The organism is Bosea sp. NBC_00550 (assembly GCF_026020075.1).
GTDB lineage: Bacteria > Pseudomonadota > Alphaproteobacteria > Rhizobiales > Beijerinckiaceae > Allobosea.
The window spans coordinates 331,145-346,301 of record NZ_CP102773.1 but is presented as its reverse complement, the minus strand read 5'-3'; the positions used below and the strand labels follow the sequence as shown (position 1 = coordinate 346,301).

Annotated in this window: 14 protein-coding genes; 1 reads left to right on the top strand and 13 read right to left on the bottom strand. The window is 65.6% G+C overall.

From position 1 onward, the window contains the following. Positions 1–77: 77 nt before the first annotated feature. Genes NWE53_RS28655 through NWE53_RS28630 form a run of 6 tightly spaced genes read right to left on the bottom strand, consistent with a single transcriptional unit; the run spans position 78 to position 6,390 of the window. Entirely contained in the window at positions 78–1,712 is a 1,635-nt protein-coding gene (locus NWE53_RS28655; protein ID WP_265055114.1) for an ABC transporter substrate-binding protein, read from the bottom strand. A 41-nt stretch (positions 1,713–1,753) separates the two neighbouring features. Then, positions 1,754–2,788, bottom strand: a complete 1,035-nt coding sequence (locus NWE53_RS28650) for an oligopeptide/dipeptide ABC transporter ATP-binding protein (protein ID WP_265055113.1) — start codon at positions 2,786–2,788, stop codon at positions 1,754–1,756. Continuing rightward, positions 2,785–3,597, bottom strand: a complete 813-nt coding sequence (locus NWE53_RS28645) for an ABC transporter ATP-binding protein (protein ID WP_265055112.1) — start codon at positions 3,595–3,597, stop codon at positions 2,785–2,787. Before NWE53_RS28645 ends, NWE53_RS28650 begins: the two co-directional genes overlap by 4 nt. Continuing rightward, positions 3,594–4,496, bottom strand: coding sequence for an ABC transporter permease (locus tag NWE53_RS28640; RefSeq protein ID WP_265055111.1), 903 nt, complete (start codon positions 4,494–4,496; stop codon positions 3,594–3,596). The genes NWE53_RS28645 and NWE53_RS28640 overlap by 4 nt, the downstream gene beginning before the upstream one ends. Positions 4,497–4,507: 11 nt before the next feature. After that, entirely contained in the window at positions 4,508–5,476 is a 969-nt protein-coding gene (locus NWE53_RS28635) for an ABC transporter permease (protein ID WP_265055110.1), read from the bottom strand. A gap of 11 nt (positions 5,477–5,487) precedes the next feature. Then, the gene (locus NWE53_RS28630; protein WP_265055109.1) at positions 5,488–6,390 is read right to left on the bottom strand and encodes an amidohydrolase family protein; all 903 of its coding nucleotides are present in this window, start codon (positions 6,388–6,390) and stop codon (positions 5,488–5,490) included. A gap of 250 nt (positions 6,391–6,640) precedes the next feature. Here NWE53_RS28630 and NWE53_RS28625 point away from each other — a divergent pair, with 250 nt between their 5' ends. Beyond that, positions 6,641–7,420, top strand: a complete 780-nt coding sequence (locus NWE53_RS28625) for an IclR family transcriptional regulator (protein ID WP_265055108.1) — start codon at positions 6,641–6,643, stop codon at positions 7,418–7,420. A 97-nt stretch (positions 7,421–7,517) separates the two neighbouring features. Here the strand turns inward: NWE53_RS28625 and NWE53_RS28620 are convergent, their stop codons facing one another. From NWE53_RS28620 to NWE53_RS28590, 7 genes are all read right to left on the bottom strand, one after another. Beyond that, positions 7,518–8,705 carry an acetyl-CoA C-acyltransferase gene (locus tag NWE53_RS28620; protein WP_265055107.1) on the bottom strand — a complete coding sequence of 396 codons (1,188 nt, stop codon included), beginning with the start codon at positions 8,703–8,705 and terminating at the stop codon, positions 7,518–7,520. A 79-nt stretch (positions 8,706–8,784) separates the two neighbouring features. Then, the gene (locus NWE53_RS28615; RefSeq protein WP_265055106.1) at positions 8,785–10,860 is read right to left on the bottom strand and encodes a 3-hydroxyacyl-CoA dehydrogenase NAD-binding domain-containing protein; all 2,076 of its coding nucleotides are present in this window, start codon (positions 10,858–10,860) and stop codon (positions 8,785–8,787) included. An 11-nt stretch (positions 10,861–10,871) separates the two neighbouring features. Next, positions 10,872–11,654, bottom strand: coding sequence for an SDR family NAD(P)-dependent oxidoreductase (locus NWE53_RS28610; RefSeq protein WP_265055105.1), 783 nt, complete (start codon positions 11,652–11,654; stop codon positions 10,872–10,874). 33 nt (positions 11,655–11,687) lie between these two features. Then, the gene (locus NWE53_RS28605) at positions 11,688–12,755 is read right to left on the bottom strand and encodes a phosphotransferase family protein (RefSeq protein WP_265055104.1); all 1,068 of its coding nucleotides are present in this window, start codon (positions 12,753–12,755) and stop codon (positions 11,688–11,690) included. Between the two features lie 6 nt (positions 12,756–12,761). After that, positions 12,762–13,517 carry an SDR family NAD(P)-dependent oxidoreductase gene (locus tag NWE53_RS28600; RefSeq protein WP_265055103.1) on the bottom strand — a complete coding sequence of 252 codons (756 nt, stop codon included), beginning with the start codon at positions 13,515–13,517 and terminating at the stop codon, positions 12,762–12,764. Positions 13,518–13,524: 7 nt separating this feature from the next. Further along, the gene (locus tag NWE53_RS28595) at positions 13,525–14,730 is read right to left on the bottom strand and encodes an acyl-CoA dehydrogenase family protein (protein WP_265055102.1); all 1,206 of its coding nucleotides are present in this window, start codon (positions 14,728–14,730) and stop codon (positions 13,525–13,527) included. Continuing rightward, a complete protein-coding gene (locus NWE53_RS28590; RefSeq protein ID WP_265055101.1) occupies positions 14,723–15,133 on the bottom strand; it encodes a PaaI family thioesterase in 411 nt (136 codons plus the stop codon). The genes NWE53_RS28595 and NWE53_RS28590 overlap by 8 nt, the downstream gene beginning before the upstream one ends. Between the last annotated feature and the right edge of the window lie 24 nt (positions 15,134–15,157).

Genomic DNA, 15,157 nt, shown 5'->3' with positions numbered 1-15,157 from the left:
GCAAGGCTTGTTTCCTTCGGTAGCGGCGTGCCTACGCAGCCGCGCGAAGCGGCTGCGTGCGCGGGAAGCGTCGGGGATTACTGCTTGTCTTTGGGGAGCCAGGCTTCCGCCCAGTTGGGATGGGTGTTGAACGAGAAATTGAACTGCGCATCGAGGTTCTTGAAATTGTTCGTCACCGCTTCGAAAACGCGGGCGTTCGTCAGCGCGAGCTGGTTGAGGTCGCGGGCGACGATCTCGGCATAGGTCTTGTAAAGCGCCTTCTGGCGGTCGAGCGGCGCCGAAGCAGCGTCAGCGGCCACCTTGTCGAATTCGGGATTGCAGTAACCCGTCGGATTGGCGAACGGGACATTGGTCTGGTTGCAGACGAAGCTGCGATCGACGCCGAGCACCGGGTTCGACCGGCCCGTCAGCGAGATGATCGACGCGTCGAAATCGTGCTGGGTGTAGACCTTGTTGGTCCAGATCTGCAGATCGAGCGAGCTGAGCTTCACGTCGATGCCAAGTGCCGTCCACTGAGCCTGGACGACCTGTGCCACGGCGTCATAGGGCGGGGCCGAGATCACGGCGAGCTCGATTGCGAAACGCTTGCCGTCCTTCAGGGGGAAGCCGGCTTCATCGAGCAGTTGCGCCGCCTTCTTCGGGTCATAGGCATACATTGCGTCGTAATTGACCGACGGATCGTGCAGCTGCTTGAACTGCGTCGGGATCGCGTTCTTGGCGGTCTCGGCCAGCCCTTGATAGACGTCCTGAACGATGCGCTGGCGGTCGATCGCATGGAACAGGGCCTGCCGAACCTTGACGTTGTTCATCGGCGCGCGCCGCAGGTTGAAGTCGATCACGGCCGTTTCCGGCGCATTGGTCATGATCGGCACGACCCGGAACGTGCCCCGCTTGGCTGCTTGCTGCGTCGCCGGAACCTGGACCACCTCCGGGCGGAACCAGTTCACCTCGCCGTTGACGATCGCGTTGAGGCGCTGCTGCGGATTGGGGATCAGCGCGAAGATGACGGAATCGAGATAGGGCTTAGGCGCCTCCCAATAGTGCGGATTGCGCACGAAAGTGATGGACTGGCCGCTCGCCCATTTCTCGAACTTGAACGGGCCGAGGCCGACCGGCGCGATATTGGTGGGATGAGTGGCGACGTCCTTGCCTTCGTAGATGTGCTTCGGCATCAGCGGAAACACCTCCTTGTCGAAGAGGTCGAGCGTCGCTGTCAGCGGCTCCTTCAGCGTCAGCACGAAGGTCTTGTCGTCCGGGGCCGAGGCCTTCTCGACCAAAGGCATGAGCTTGGTGAGATAGGTGTTGAACTTGCCGAAGCTCTCCAGGGTGAAGACCACGTCGGCGGCCGTGAACGGCTTGCCGTCCGACCATTTGACGCCTTCGCGAATGGCGAAGGTGTAGGTCTTGCCGTCCTCGGAGATGGTCCAGCTCGTGGCGAGGCGCGGCAGACGATTGGCATCGCGATCATAGGTCATAAGACCATCCGCCCAGACGTCGGCGGCAAACAGCGCCGGCACGGAGGACGTCATCTGCGTGTTCAGGTTGGGGATCGTCGTCGAGTTCAAGGCGGCAATGACCGTGCCGCCCGGTACCGGCTTGCCGTCATCGGCCCGCGCGCCGACCGCGCCGGGAAGGCTCATCGCTGCTGCGAGAAGCGCGATCGCGCTGAGCTGGGGCATCGGCTTGGCATCGTAGCCCTTGGTCGCGTTCATGATGTGCTCTCCCTCGGCTTTATGGTTGGTATTGGTTTGCGTCAGACCTCGATCGGCCTGAGGAGCGCCGGCTCCTCAGCCTTGGCGGGGAGCGCGCCAATCTCCTCGGCGCGGTGGCAGGCGGCCATGGTTCCGGCTGCATCGACTGGCCGCAGCGCCGGGGCCTGCGTCGCGCAGATCTCGGTGGCGTAGGCACAGCGCTGCCGAAAGCGGCAACCGCCCGGCGCAGGCGCGGAGGCATCGCCGCGCGGCGGCGTCGTGCTCATGCTGCGGATCCGGCCGCGGCGCGGATCCAGCGAGAGGCGCGCCTCCAGAAGCAGCTTCGTATAGGGATGGAACGGGCGCTCGTAGATCGAGCGGCCGATCTCGACGATGCGGCCGCGATACATCACGGCGGTACGGTCGGCGATCGACTCCATCGCGCCGAGATCGTGGCTGATGACGACGAAGCCGACATTGGTCGTGGTGTGCAGGTCCCGCATCAGCTGCAGGACCTGCGCCTGGACCGATACGTCGAGGCTGGACAGCGGCTCGTCCGCGATGATGATCACTGGCCGCAGCATCATCGCGCGTGCGATCGCGATGCGTTGCTGCTGTCCCCCGGACAGCTGGTGAGGGTAGCGGTTCAGATAGTTCTCGGGCGGCGTGAGGCCGACCGCGGCGAGATGATCGGCGAGGAACCGGCGGATCTGGCCGGACGGTGCGAGCGCGTGGCGCTGGACGATGTAGCCCAGCATGCGCTCCACCGTCATGCGCGGGTTCAGGGACGACGCCGGGTCCTGGAAGACGGCCTGGACCTGGCGCCGGAAGGTCCGCCGACCCGAGGCGTCGAGCGCAGGGAGCGCGGTTCCCCGAAACTGGACGTCACCGGCGGTCGGCCGGTTGAGCATCAGCAGCAGCTTGGCCAGAGTGCTCTTGCCCGAGCCGGATTCGCCGACGATCGCCAGCGTCTCCCCTTCTTTGACCTCCAGGTCGACCCCGTCGACCGCACGGACCGTGTTCCAGCCAGGTCCGTTGGCGTTTCGGCTGGCGTAGATCTGTTCGACCCGGTTCAGGCGCAGGATGGGTGCGCTCATAGCCGCTGCTCCCGCGTCAGCCGGCGCGTGCTGAGCTCGATCAGCCGCCGCGAATACTCCTGCCGGGGCTGCTCGAAGAGCGCGACGGTGTCGGCGCTCTCGATCACCTTGCCATCGCGCATCACGTAGACCCGGTCACACAGCTCGGCCACGACGCCAAGGTCATGGGTGATGATGGCCATCGCCATGTTGCGCTCCTTGTGCAGCCTGTAGAGCGTCTGCAGCACCTGTAGCTGGACGGTCGCGTCCAGCGCGGTCGTCGGCTCGTCGGCGAACAGGAGCTGAGGATCGCTGGCAAGCGCGATCGCGATCATCACGCGCTGGCGCATTCCGCCCGACAGCTCGTGCGGGTAGCGGCGGGCGAGGTTTGTGGGGTCGGGCAGGCCGACCTCGTCGAGCAGGGTGTGGATTCGGATTTGATCCGAGCCGCGATCCGGGGCCCGGGCGAGCGCTTCCTGGATCTGCCGACCGATCCTTTGGGTCGGGTTGAGATAGCCGAGCGGGTCCTGGAAGATCATGGAGAAGCCGCGGCCCCGCCGCAGGGTGCGCAGCTCGCGGTCGGTCATCGCCAGAATATCGCGGCGCTCGAAGGTGAGCCTGCCGCTCAGCTCCGCGATATTGACGTTGGGCATCAGCCGCGTGGTGGCCCGAGCCAACGTGCTCTTGCCGGAGCCGGATTCACCCACGATGCCGACGCACTCGCCGGGCCTGATCTGGAAGTCGACCCCGTCGACGGCCTTCACGATGTGGGAGCCGAGGCGCAGATGGACCTTCAGGTCGCTGACATCGAGCAGCGGCGAGGGGCTCATTGCAGCCCTCCCACACCACTCGTGCTGCGGGGATCGATGACTTCGTTCAGGCCGTCGGCGAAGAGGTTCAGCCCGACGACCGTGATGCAGATCGCGGCGCCGGGAAACAGGCTCATCCACCAGGCGCTGTCCATATAGTCCTGCGCCACGAAGAGCAACCGGCCCCAGCTCACCTTGTTCGGATCGGACAGGCCGAGGAAGCCAAGGCCGGCTTCGATCAGGATGGCGATGCTGGCGTCAAGAGCGACCTGCACGATGATCGGTTGCACCGCGTTGGGCAGGATTTCCCGGAACATGATGTGGGCCGTCGAGAGATCGGCGACGCGGGCGGCTGCGATGAAATCGCGGTCGCGCAGCTTGATGTACTGGCCGTAGACGAGCCGTGCTTCCATTGGCCAGATCGCCAGCGCCACCGCTGCGATCAGCAGCCAGAAGCTCGAACCGAATAAGGCCACGGCGCAAAGCACGAGAATAATGACGGGCAGCGTCTGGAACAGCTCCACCAGCCGCATCAGCCCCGCCTCGACCGGGCCCTGGAAATAGCCCGCGAGCACCCCGAGCGTGCCGCCGATCAGCAAAGCAGCCAGCGCGGCGCCGAGCCCGACTAGGAGGGAGGAGCGACTGCCATGCACGACGAGCGAAAAGACGTCGCGCCCGATATTGTCGGTGCCGAACAGAAATTCGGACGATGGCGGAGCCAGGCTTAGCTGCGTCTGCTCGAGGGGGTTGTAGGGGGCGATCAGCGGAGCGGCGATGGCCACGACAATCAGCACCAGCAGAATGCCCGCGCCGAGCGCGCCATGGCGCGTGCCGAAGAGATTGGCGATGTGGACCTGCCAGCTCCCGATCGAGAGACCGTTGCGAGTGGCAGGTGCGGTGGAGGCCTTGATTTCTGACATCGCTGTCGCCCTCACCGCATGGTTCTGATGCGCGGGTCGAGCGCCGCGTAGAGGAGATCGACGATCAGGTTCATGGCGACGACGGCGACGGCCGAGAAGATCACCACCCCGATCACGGTCATGTTGTCCCGCAGCCGGATCGAGTCGACCAGGAGCAGGCCGAGTCCCGGCCAGGTGAAGACCGTCTCGAGCAGAACGGCGCCTCCCAGCGCGGAGCCGAAGGCGTAGCCCGCGATCGTCACGAGCGGCAGGCTCGAATTGCGCAGGACGTGGCTGCGTATGATCTGTCCGCGGCTAAGGCCCTTCGAGCGTGCCGTGATGATGTAGCCCTGCGAGAGCGTGTCGATGACGCTGGCGCGCATGATGCGGGCGATCCGCATGCCCTCGTGGATGCCGAAGGCGAGGACAGGCAAGGCGAGATAGCGCAGCTTTTCGAGGAGCCAGGCGAAGCCCTGGGTGCGGCTGACCAGGGGGCCGATTCCCTGGGTGGGGAACCAGCCCAGCCGGAGCGCGAACAGCATCACCAGGAGCTGACCGAGCCAGAAGGTGGGAATGGCGTAGGCGATCAACGCCGTCGTGGTCCAGAACTTGTCGACGCCCTGTCGGCGGGACGTGCCGGCCGCGATGCCGATCAGCATGCCCAGCGGAATCGCCAAGGCAAAGCTGACCGACGCCAGCAGGATCGTCCGGGGCGCGCGCTCGAGGATGAGATCGAGAACGGCGCGCTGGTTCTGATACGAAAAGCCGAAATCGCCGCGGGCGACATTGACCAGATAATTGCCGACCTGAACCAGGAAGGGATCGTTAAGACGGTATTTCGTTTCGATCGCCTGCCGATAGGCCGGCGGCACGGGATAGTCGCCGACAAGCGCCTGCACCGGATCGCCGGGGATCATGTGCAGCATCGAGAACATCAAGACGATGACCGCCAGGAGCAGGGGGATGGCGAGCAGCGCACGTCGGCCGACGAAACGAATCATCGGGCCAGCCTTCAGTTCAGGCGGAAGAATTCAGCGGCGTTCCCGTAAAGCCATTTCTCGATGACCTTCTCCTTGAGCGGCAAATCCTTGTATTGCTCGATGATGCTTTCGAAGGAGGTTCCAAACAGGTAGCGCGAGAGCCCAACCATGACCTTGTCCTGAAGCAGGGTATTGCCGAACTGCAGGAACTGTTCCCAGCCCGAGCCGGGCTGACTGAAATAGCGCGGGTGGTGGGCTGCCGTATCGACGTAGAGGCGCGGGTGGCGGCGCAGAAGCCCGACCATCTCGTTGACCCAGGGCCATCCGGCTAGGCCCGCCACGATCCTCAGTTCCGGAAAATCGACGGCGACATCGTCGAGATAGCGCGGATGGCCGAGATCATAGGGCCGATCGTTGGCGTAGTTCATCGCCGTATAGATGCGGACGGGAACATCGAGTTCCGCGGCTTTGGCGTAGAGCGGATAATAGCGCCGGTCGTTCGCCGGCACGCCGTTGTAAAGCGCCGACAGGCGCAGGCCATTTGCTCCCTCCTCCTTGACCAGGCGCTCGAATTCGCGAACGGCGCGCATGCCGTCCAGCGGGTCAAATGTCGTAAACAGGAAGAATCGGCCGGGGTGAGCCTGGTGAATGCGGCCCGTAGCGCTGTTCTCGGCGCCGACCAGCAACCCGCGCTGGATGCCCGCGCGGTCCATGTCCTCGACCAGCCGCGCCAGCCCGCCATCGTCGACCGCCGCCTTGTTAGCTCCGCTGTCCTTGCTGCGGAAGACGTTCCCGTAATTCGCGAAGCCGTAGCCATCTGGGCGCGGAAGGGACTGGGCGAAGGGCGTTCCAGGCCGGCCACGCGCGATGCGCTCCAGCTCCGGGTTCGCCTCGCTGTGAGGCAAACTGATTTCCATATCGATTACGCGGCTCATCAGCGTTCTCCGAGTCGGCTGCGCCTCAGCAGTCAGTGCGACAATTGAGCGTCCATGCGGCTACTGAGTCAAGTAAATGATTATAATCAGTCAAATATGTTCACTATGTTGACATTTGGCCGGTGGCGTCGGATTTTGCTGATGTCGTACCGCGCCGACAGCCGCCTGGCGCAGCTGCCGATCGGCGAGGTGCTGTCAAAATAAAAGCCGGCGTCTCACGTCGGTCCTGAAGCCGAATTGGAGACGGTTCTTGAAGATCCCTGCCGACGACCCCGATATCGCGACGACCCTGGTCAAGGGGCTCGCTGTTCTGGAGACCTTCCGCCCCAACCGGAGCTTGATGAGCAATGGAGAGATCGCGAAGGAGTCCGGGATCAATCGTTCCACTGTCGCCCGCCTGACCTATACTCTCGAGCGGATGGGCTATCTTCGGCAGGAGAAATCCAAGTTCCGACTCAGTTGGCGCGCGCTGGTTCTGGTGAACCCGCTGCTGGTCAATCTGAAGCTGCTGCACATCGCGCGGCCGTCGATGCAGAAACTCGCGCAGGATCTCGGCGGCACAGTTTCGATCGGGACCATCGACCGCACCAACTTTGTCTATCTCGAGACGTCGCGTGTGAACGAAAACATCTGGACCTCGCCCGATCTGGGCACGATCGGGCCGCTCCTTCCGGCAACGATCGGCCATGCGCTGGGCTCGCTGCTCACGGATGCCGAGTTCAAGCTGAAGCTCGATGAGATGAAGCGGCGCTCGCCGGACCTCTGGGCGAAATATTCCGACTCCTATGTCCAGGGTGTCGCCGAATGTCGCGACCGGGGTTTCTCGGTCGCCAAGGGCGTTTGGATACCCGGCACTCATTCCGCCGGCGCGCCCCTGATCCGCGACGCGAACGGCGACTGCTTCGGCGTGAACTGCCGCGTGCCGATCTTCCGGCTCAGCCCCAATCAGATCGAGGAAGAGGTGGGGCCGCGACTGGTTTCGCTTGCAGCCAATATCCGCAACCAGCTGAGCTACATCATGCCCCGCTGACCGCGGCCTCCGCACCGAGCTTCGTGAGCCTCCCGCCGCGGATGGAGCCACAATGCCGGGGGGAGCGGTGGACCGATGCGGACCCATGCGGCCGGCTTCAGCCGGGATTGACCTCAAAAAGCCCGGCACATCCCATACCGCCGGCGACGCACATCGTCGCCACCACGTAGCGTGCCTTGCGGCGACGGCCTTCCAGGAGAGCATGGCCGACGAGCCTCGCTCCGCTCATCCCGAACGGGTGGCCGATCGCGATAGCGCCGCCGTTGACGTTGACCTTGTCGGGGTCGATGCCGAGCTTGGTGCAGCAATAGATCGATTGCGAGGCGAAGGCCTCGTTCAGCTCCCACAAATCGATGTTCGCGACCGTGAGGCCATGACGCGCCAGCAGGCGCGGAACCGCGAAGACCGGGCCGATACCCATCTCGTCGGGCTCGCAGCCGGCCGAGGCGAAGCCGCGAAAGATGCCGAGCGGGGACAGCCCCCGACGGGCGGCCTCTTCGGCCGACATGACGACGCTCGCCGAAGCGCCGTCAGAGAGCTGGCTGGCATTGCCGGCGGTGACGAAGTTGGTCTCACCGCGTACCGGCTTCAGCTTGCCGAGCGCCTCGAGCGTTGTGTCGGGGCGATTGCCCTCGTCCCTGGCAAGGGTGACTTCCTGCTGCGTGACCTCGCCCGTCACCTTGTCCGTGGCGGCCATGACCGCGCGCATGGGCACGATCTCGTCGTCGAGGACACCCTGCTGCTGGGCCGAGGCGGTGCGCTGCTGGCTCCGCAGCGAGAAAGCATCCTGCGCCTCTCGCGATATGCCGTAGCGGTGCGCGACGATATCGGCGGTCTCGATCATCGACGTGTAGATCGTCGGCTTGTGCTCCATCAGCCAATCGTTCTGGGTCAGTTCACGCCGCACCACCGGCTGTACGAGGCTGATGGATTCGACCCCGCCACCGATCGCGACGGGCACCCCGTCCATGACCACGCGGCGAGCGGCGTGCGCGATGGCTTCGAGCCCGGACGCGCAAAAGCGGCTGACAGTCACGCCGCTCGATTGAACCGGGATTCCCGCGACGAGCGCCGCATGCCGCGCGACGTTGCCCCCGGTCGCCGCTTCCGGATAGCCACACCCCAGAACGACTTCCTCGACCGCGTCGGGCTCAATCTCTGCACGCGCAAGAGCGTGCCGGATCGCATGCGCGGCCATGTCGGCGCCCCGCAGCTGGTTGAACGCGCCGCGATGGGCTTTCGCGATCGGGGTGCGGGCGGTCGATACGATGACGGCTTCGGCCATGGAAAGGTTTCCTCGCCAGTTAAGGAGTTTTCGAAAGCGTCTGCCGGTGGCGGCGGGCGCCGCATCGGCAGGGTCTGTTTCAACTGTCGGTTCGGAGGCCCGCGAAGCCCTTGCTCTCGGCGGGGAGGCGCGTCAGCAGCGGCGCCGGCTCGAGCGCCTTGTCGCCGGCCTCGGCGGCCTGCGCCTCCAGACGCTTCGCGATGACGTCGAGCCCGACGCTGTCGGCCCAATACATCGGGCCGCCGCGCCAGGCCGGCCAGTTATAGCCGTTGATCCAGACGATATCGATGTCGCCCGGCCGCGCCGCGATGCCCTCTTCCAGGATGCGCGCGCCTTCATTCACCATCGGGTCGAGCAGCCGGGCCAGGATCTCGGCCTGCGTGAAGGCGCGCCGCGTCACGCCCTGCTCGGCGGAGATGCGGGCGATCAGCGCCTCGACCTCGGGGCAGCGCTGGCCGGTGCGCGCGCCCTGCGGATAGATGTAATAGCCGCGCCCGGTCTTCTGCCCGAACCAGCCTGCGTCGCAGATCGCGTCGGCCACGGCGGCCTTAAGCCCGCGCGCCCTGCGCGAGCGCCAGCCGATATCGTTGCCGGCGAGATCGGCCATGGCGAAGGGGCCCATCTTGAAGCCGAAATCGACCAGCGCCGCATCGACCTCATGCGGCAGGGCGCCCGCGATCAGCAGCCGCTCGGCGGCGCGGGTGCGCTGCTCCAGCATGCGGTTGCCGACGAAGCCGAAGCCGTTGCCGACCACGACCGGAACCTTGCCGAGCTTACGCCCGAGCGCCACGGCAGTGGCGACGGCATCATCCGCCACGCCCTGCGGCCTGACCACTTCGAGCAGCTTCATGACATTGGCCGGGCTGAAGAAATGCATGCCGATCACATCCTGCGGCCGGCCGGTCGCCGCCGCGATGGTGGGCACGTCGAGATAGGAAGTGTTGCTGGCGAGGATCGCGCCCGGCTTCGCCACCCTGTCGAGCTCGCCGAAGATCTGCTTCTTGACGCCCATCTCCTCGAAGGCGGCCTCGACGACGATGTCGGCGCCTGCCGCCGCGGCCAGCCCGACCGCCGGCTTGATCAGGGCGAGCCGCTGCTTGCGCGCCTCCGGCGTCAGCGAGCCCCGCGAGACCGAGATGTCATAAATCGCGGCGATGCGGTTGATGCCGTTGTCGAGCGCCGCCTGCGCGGTCTCGATAAGCGTCACCGGGATGCCGGCATTGGCGAAGCACATGGCGATGCCGCCGCCCATCGTTCCCGCGCCGATCACCGCGGCGGCGGTGATCTCGCGCGGCTTCACCTCCGACCCGATGCCCGGCACCTTCGCGACCTCGCGCTCGGCGAAGAAGACATGGCGCAGCGCCTTGGAGCGTTCGTCGGCGATCAGCGACAGGAACAGCTTGCGCTCGACGGCCACGCCTTCCTTGAACGGCAATGCGGTCGCGCGCACGGCCTCGACCAGCGCCGGCACGGTCGGCATGCCGTCCGCCTTCTTCAGGGCATCCTTGGCCAGAGCTTCGAAGCTCTCACGATCGGCCTCGGTCAATGCGACGGTGGCGGTGCTCGTCACAGGACGTCGCCCCTCCGCCGCCAGCGCCTCGGCCAGACGGATCGCGGCGGCGACGACATCGCTGGAGACGACCTCGTCGAGCAGGCCATAGTCGAGCGCGAGCCCCGCCGAGATTGGCTCGCCCGAAAGCATCATCGGGAAGGCCTTCGCCGCACCGATCAGGCGCGGCAGGCGTTGCGTGCCGCCCGCGCCGGGAATGAGCCCGAGTTTGACCTCGGGCAGGCCGAGCTTCGCTGCGGGCAACGCGACGCGACCGTGGCAGGCGAGCGCGACCTCGAGTCCGCCGCCGAGCGCCACGCCGTGGATAGCCGCGACGACGGGCTTGGCCGAAGCCTCGATCGCGTCGAGCAGATCGGGCAGCAGCGGCGCGGCCGGCGGTTTGCCGAACTCGCTGATATCGGCCCCGGCGATGAAGGCCTTGCCGGCGGATGCGATCACGATCGCGGTGACCGTCGCGTCGCCATTCGCTTGGGCGACGGCCGCCGCCAGCCCCTGGCGCACCGCCGCCCCCAGCGCATTGACCGGAGGATTGTCGATCGCGACCACCGCCACGGCATGCTGAATCGTGTATGCGACCAAACTCATGAGTACCTCGATCAAACCTTCATGCCGGGGAGATTGAGCGATGCCGTATTGCCGCCATCGACAGGAATGGCCTGCCCGGTGACATAGCTGGCATCGTCGCTCGCGAGAAAAGCGATCACCCGCGCGACTTCTTCGGGATGGCCATAGCGCCGGAGTTCGCAGCGCGCGCCCAGCCGGTCCTCCTTGCCGAGTTCGCGGGCCTTGTCGAAGATCGGTTTGGTCATCCCAGTCTCGATCAGGCCGGGGCAGACCGCATTGACCCTGACGCCGAAGGCGCCGAAGTCGCAGGCGCCGGTTTGCGTCATGTTGATCACGGCGGCCTTCGACGCGCTGTAAGCGTTGCCGCCTGCACCCGCCCGAATGCCGGCGACCGATGCGGTGTTCACGATGGAGCCCTGTCCGGCGGCGATCATGGCCGCGCCCGCGTGCTTCATGAACAGCATCGCGCCGAGAACATTGACCTGGATGACGCGCATCCATTCGGCCAAATCCTGCTCGACGGCCGCTCCCTTCGTGCTCGCGATGCCGGCGTTGTTGCACAGGACGTCGATGCGGCCGAACTTGGCCAGCACCTGCGCGACGCATGAGCGAACCGCGTCCTCGTCACCGATATCGAGCACGAAGGTTTCATGTTCGCCCGCACGGGGGAGGCTCGCGACGGTGCTGGCCAGTTCCGCCGCGTTGCGGTCGACCAGCGCCAGTCGCGCGCCCTCTCTGGCCAATTGCAGGGCGGTCGCGCGGCCGATGCCGCTTGCCGCGCCCGTAACGATGCAGGATCTGCCTTCGAAGCGCATGCCGCCCCCTGAGCTTTGATCGAACCAGACGGTTCAGCGATGTTCGGAATGCGCAATCGCACGGCCGATCTGCGCGAGCGCACCCGCCCTGTTGGCCACGTCGAGGGCATTGGCGTCGCTGGCGTTGCCTTGAACGGCACGCGCCATCACGCCGTGCAGGATGGCGGACAGCCGAAAGAAGGAGAGTGCCAGGAACACCGGCCAATCGGCGATCGCAACACGACCGCTTGCCTGCGAATAGCGGTCGAGCACCTCGGTCTCGCCAGGGATGCCGCGTTCCCTGAGATCGAGGCCCGCGAGACCCCGCCCACCGGATAGACGCGCATCGATGCGATAGGTCATGCAGTAATAGGCGAGATCGGCGATGGGATGCCCGAGGGTCGACAGTTCCCAATCCAGGATGGCAGCGACCTGCGGCGCATCGTGACGATAGAGCAGATTGCCGGTTCGGTAGTCGCCATGGACGATCGCGGTTTCGTCGGAGACGTGACGGCGCTCGCGCAACCAGTCGGCCAGCCAGCCGAGATCGGCGATTTCACCGGCTTGGGCTGATGATGCGCGGTACTGCTTCGTCCAGCGCTCGACCTGGCGGGCGACATAGCCGCCCTGCGGGCCGTAATCGGCAAGGCCGATGGCTGCCGGGTCCACGGCATGCAGACGGGCGAGCGTGTCGACGGCGTCGTAGTTGATCGCGGCGCGCCCATCGCGCGGCTGGTCGGCGAGCAGCAGCCCGTCGAAATGCCGCCCATCGACATGCCCCATCAGGTAAAATGGGGTTCCGATGACGTCGGCATCCGCGCAAAGAGCCATCACCTCGGGGACGGGAACCGAAGTCGGGCCGAGCGCGCTGATGATCGCGAATTCGCGTTCGACCTGATGCGCCTTGGGCAGCAATTGGCCCGACGGCTTCTTGCGCAGCACGCAGCGTCGGTCCCCGGATGCAATCAGGAAGGTCGGGTTCGACTGGCCGCCCTGAAACTGCCGGATGGAAACCGGGCCGTCGAAGCCGGGGATATGCACCCGAAGCCAGCGGGCCAGCGCGGCCTCGTCGAAACGGTGCTTGTCGATGACGTCGACGAGTGTGGCGACCTGAGCGGTCATGGCGGCCTACCCGATCGTCTCGCCGCCATCGGCGACGATGACCTGGCCGGTGACATAGGCGGATGCCGGGCTCGCCAGGAAATGCACGATGCCGGCGATATCCTCGACCTCGCCGAAGCGGCGCAGCGGCGTGCGCTGTTCCATCTGCGCCCGCCGTTCGGGCGATTCCACCAGTTCTCGCGCGAAATCCGTGCGCACGATGCCCGGCGCGATGGCGTTCACCCTGATCCCCTTCGCCCCCCATTCGACCGCGAGGTTGCGCGTCAGGGCGGCTTCCGCCGCCTTCGACATCCCGTAGGCGCCGATCACCCCCGTGCCGCGCAGGCCGGCGATCGAGGACATCATGATCACGGCGCCGCCGCCATTCTCGGCCATCTGGGGCAGCACCAGATTGCTCAGCCAGATCGTGCTCTGCACATTGACCGTCATCACCTTCGAAAAGGCATCGTCGGTGAGGCCGGAAAGCGGGCCGAAGACCGGGTTCGTCGCTGCGTTGCAGACCAGTATGTCGATCCGACCCCAATGGTTCAGCACATGGCTGACCAGCTCCTTCAACTGATCGTGGGAGCCGACATGGCAGGCCTTGGCGATCGCCTCTCCGCCCGCGGCTCGAATCTCAGCGGCAACCGCGTCGCAGGCATCCTGCTTTCGGCTTGAGATGACGACCTGGGCGCCGCTGCGGGCCAGCTGCAATGCCGAGGCTTTGCCAATGCCGCGCGACGAACCCGTGATCAGGGCGACCTTTCCTCTGACGTCGAACATCGCGGCCTCAGCTCCGATACTGCTTCAGCTCGAGCCGGGCGATGCTGTCGCGATGGACCTCATCGGGACCGTCGGCGAAGCGCAAGGTTCGGGACTTCACCCAGGCGCTGGCCAGGAAATGATCCTGCGAAACGCCCGCCGCCCCGTGGATCTGGATGGCGCGATCGATGACGTCACAGGCCATGTTGGGCGCCACGACCTTGATCATCGCGATCTCGCGGCGCGCTGCCTTGTTCCCGACCGTATCCATCATATGCGCGGCTTTCAGGGTCAGAAGCCGCGCCGCCTCGATCTCGCAACGCGAGCGCGCGATCTGGTCCCGCACAACCCCTTGCTCGGCCAGGGGCTTGCCGAAGGCCGTACGCGAGAGGGCGCGGCGGCAGGCCGCCTCAAGAGCGCGCTCGGCGAGGCCGATCGAGCGCATGCAGTGGTGGATCCGTCCCGGACCGAGCCGGCCCTGCGCGATCTCAAAGCCGCGCCCCTCGCCGAGCAGCATGTTGGATGCCGGTACCCGGACGTTGTCGAAATTGATCTCGGCATGGCCATGGGGGGCATGATCAAAGCCATAGACGGTCAAGGCACGTTCGACCGTCACGCCGGGCGTATCGAGAGGCACCAGGATCATCGACTGCTGCTGATGCTTGGGGGCCTCGGGGTTGCTGCGGCCCATCACGATCGCGATCTTGCAGTGTTCGCTGAGCGCCCCCGAACTCCACCATTTGCGGCCGTTGATGACGTATTCCTCGCCGTCGCGCCGGATCGCCGTCTGGATGTTCGTCGCATCGGACGAGGCGACATCCGGCTCGGTCATCGAGAAGCATGAGCGGATGACGCCTTCGAGCAGGGGCTGGAGCCACTCCCGCTTTTGCGCCTCCGTCCCGTAGAGGACGAGGGTCTCCATATTGCCGGTATCGGGCGCCGAACAGTTAAAGACCTCAGGTGCGATGGCCGAGCGCCCCATCACCTCGCAAAAGTGGGCATAGTCCAAATTATTGAGGCCGGCGCCGTACCGCTCATCCGGCACGAACAGATTCCAGAGCCCTTCCGCCCGGGCCCGCTGCTGCAAGTCCCGGATAATGCCCGGCGTCGCCCAGCGCGATGTCAGCTTGGCGAGTTGGCGCTCGTAGATCTCCTCATTGGGATAGATCTGCTCATCCATGAAGCGCTGCAGCTTCGCCAGGAGCGATTTGTGGACGTTTCGGAGCTCAAGCATCTGTGGATCCGCCATGCGATGTGGAGGAGTTCGGCTGGCTCCCCGCCCGCCATCGAAACGTGCCGATGCCGTGCGCGGCGCGCTGACCGGCATCGTCGAAAACGTGCGCCTCGGCGGTGAAGCTCGATCGCCCGGTGGAGATTGTGCGCCCCTCGACCGAGAGGCGGCCGGCGCGTACGGGCCGGATGAACTGCGTCGTCAGCGAGATGGTGACGGCATAGCGGGCGTCCTCGCCCTTCTCGGCATGAAGGCCGGACGCGCACGCGGCGAAGTCGATCATGGTGCAGATCACACCGCCATGGACATAGCCCATGCGATTCCTATGCCCGGGCCCGATTTCAAGGCTGCCCTTGACGTAGCCATGCCGGGATTCGTCGAGGCCGAGGCCCAGAAGGTCGAACAATCCGACGCCGGCGTAACTCTCGGC

What these genes read in the sequence shown, in the direction of transcription:
- NWE53_RS28610 (WP_265055105.1), bottom strand. Translation starts at nt 11,654, where the DNA reads ATGCGCTTCGAAGGCAGATCCTGCATCGTTACGGGCGCGGCAAGCGGC.
- NWE53_RS28605 (WP_265055104.1), bottom strand. Translation starts at nt 12,755, where the DNA reads ATGACCGCTCAGGTCGCCACACTCGTCGACGTCATCGACAAGCACCGT.
- NWE53_RS28600 (WP_265055103.1), bottom strand. Translation starts at nt 13,517, where the DNA reads ATGTTCGACGTCAGAGGAAAGGTCGCCCTGATCACGGGTTCGTCGCGC.
- NWE53_RS28620 (WP_265055107.1), bottom strand. Translation starts at nt 8,705, where the DNA reads ATGGCCGAAGCCGTCATCGTATCGACCGCCCGCACCCCGATCGCGAAA.
- NWE53_RS28630 (WP_265055109.1), bottom strand. Translation starts at nt 6,390, where the DNA reads ATGAGCCGCGTAATCGATATGGAAATCAGTTTGCCTCACAGCGAGGCG.
- NWE53_RS28640 (WP_265055111.1), bottom strand. Translation starts at nt 4,496, where the DNA reads ATGTCAGAAATCAAGGCCTCCACCGCACCTGCCACTCGCAACGGTCTC.
- NWE53_RS28615 (WP_265055106.1), bottom strand. Translation starts at nt 10,860, where the DNA reads ATGAGTTTGGTCGCATACACGATTCAGCATGCCGTGGCGGTGGTCGCG.
- NWE53_RS28645 (WP_265055112.1), bottom strand. Translation starts at nt 3,597, where the DNA reads ATGAGCCCCTCGCCGCTGCTCGATGTCAGCGACCTGAAGGTCCATCTG.
- NWE53_RS28650 (WP_265055113.1), bottom strand. Translation starts at nt 2,788, where the DNA reads ATGAGCGCACCCATCCTGCGCCTGAACCGGGTCGAACAGATCTACGCC.
- NWE53_RS28655 (WP_265055114.1), bottom strand. Translation starts at nt 1,712, where the DNA reads ATGAACGCGACCAAGGGCTACGATGCCAAGCCGATGCCCCAGCTCAGC.
- NWE53_RS28595 (WP_265055102.1), bottom strand. Translation starts at nt 14,730, where the DNA reads ATGCTTGAGCTCCGAAACGTCCACAAATCGCTCCTGGCGAAGCTGCAG.
- NWE53_RS28635 (WP_265055110.1), bottom strand. Translation starts at nt 5,476, where the DNA reads ATGATTCGTTTCGTCGGCCGACGTGCGCTGCTCGCCATCCCCCTGCTC.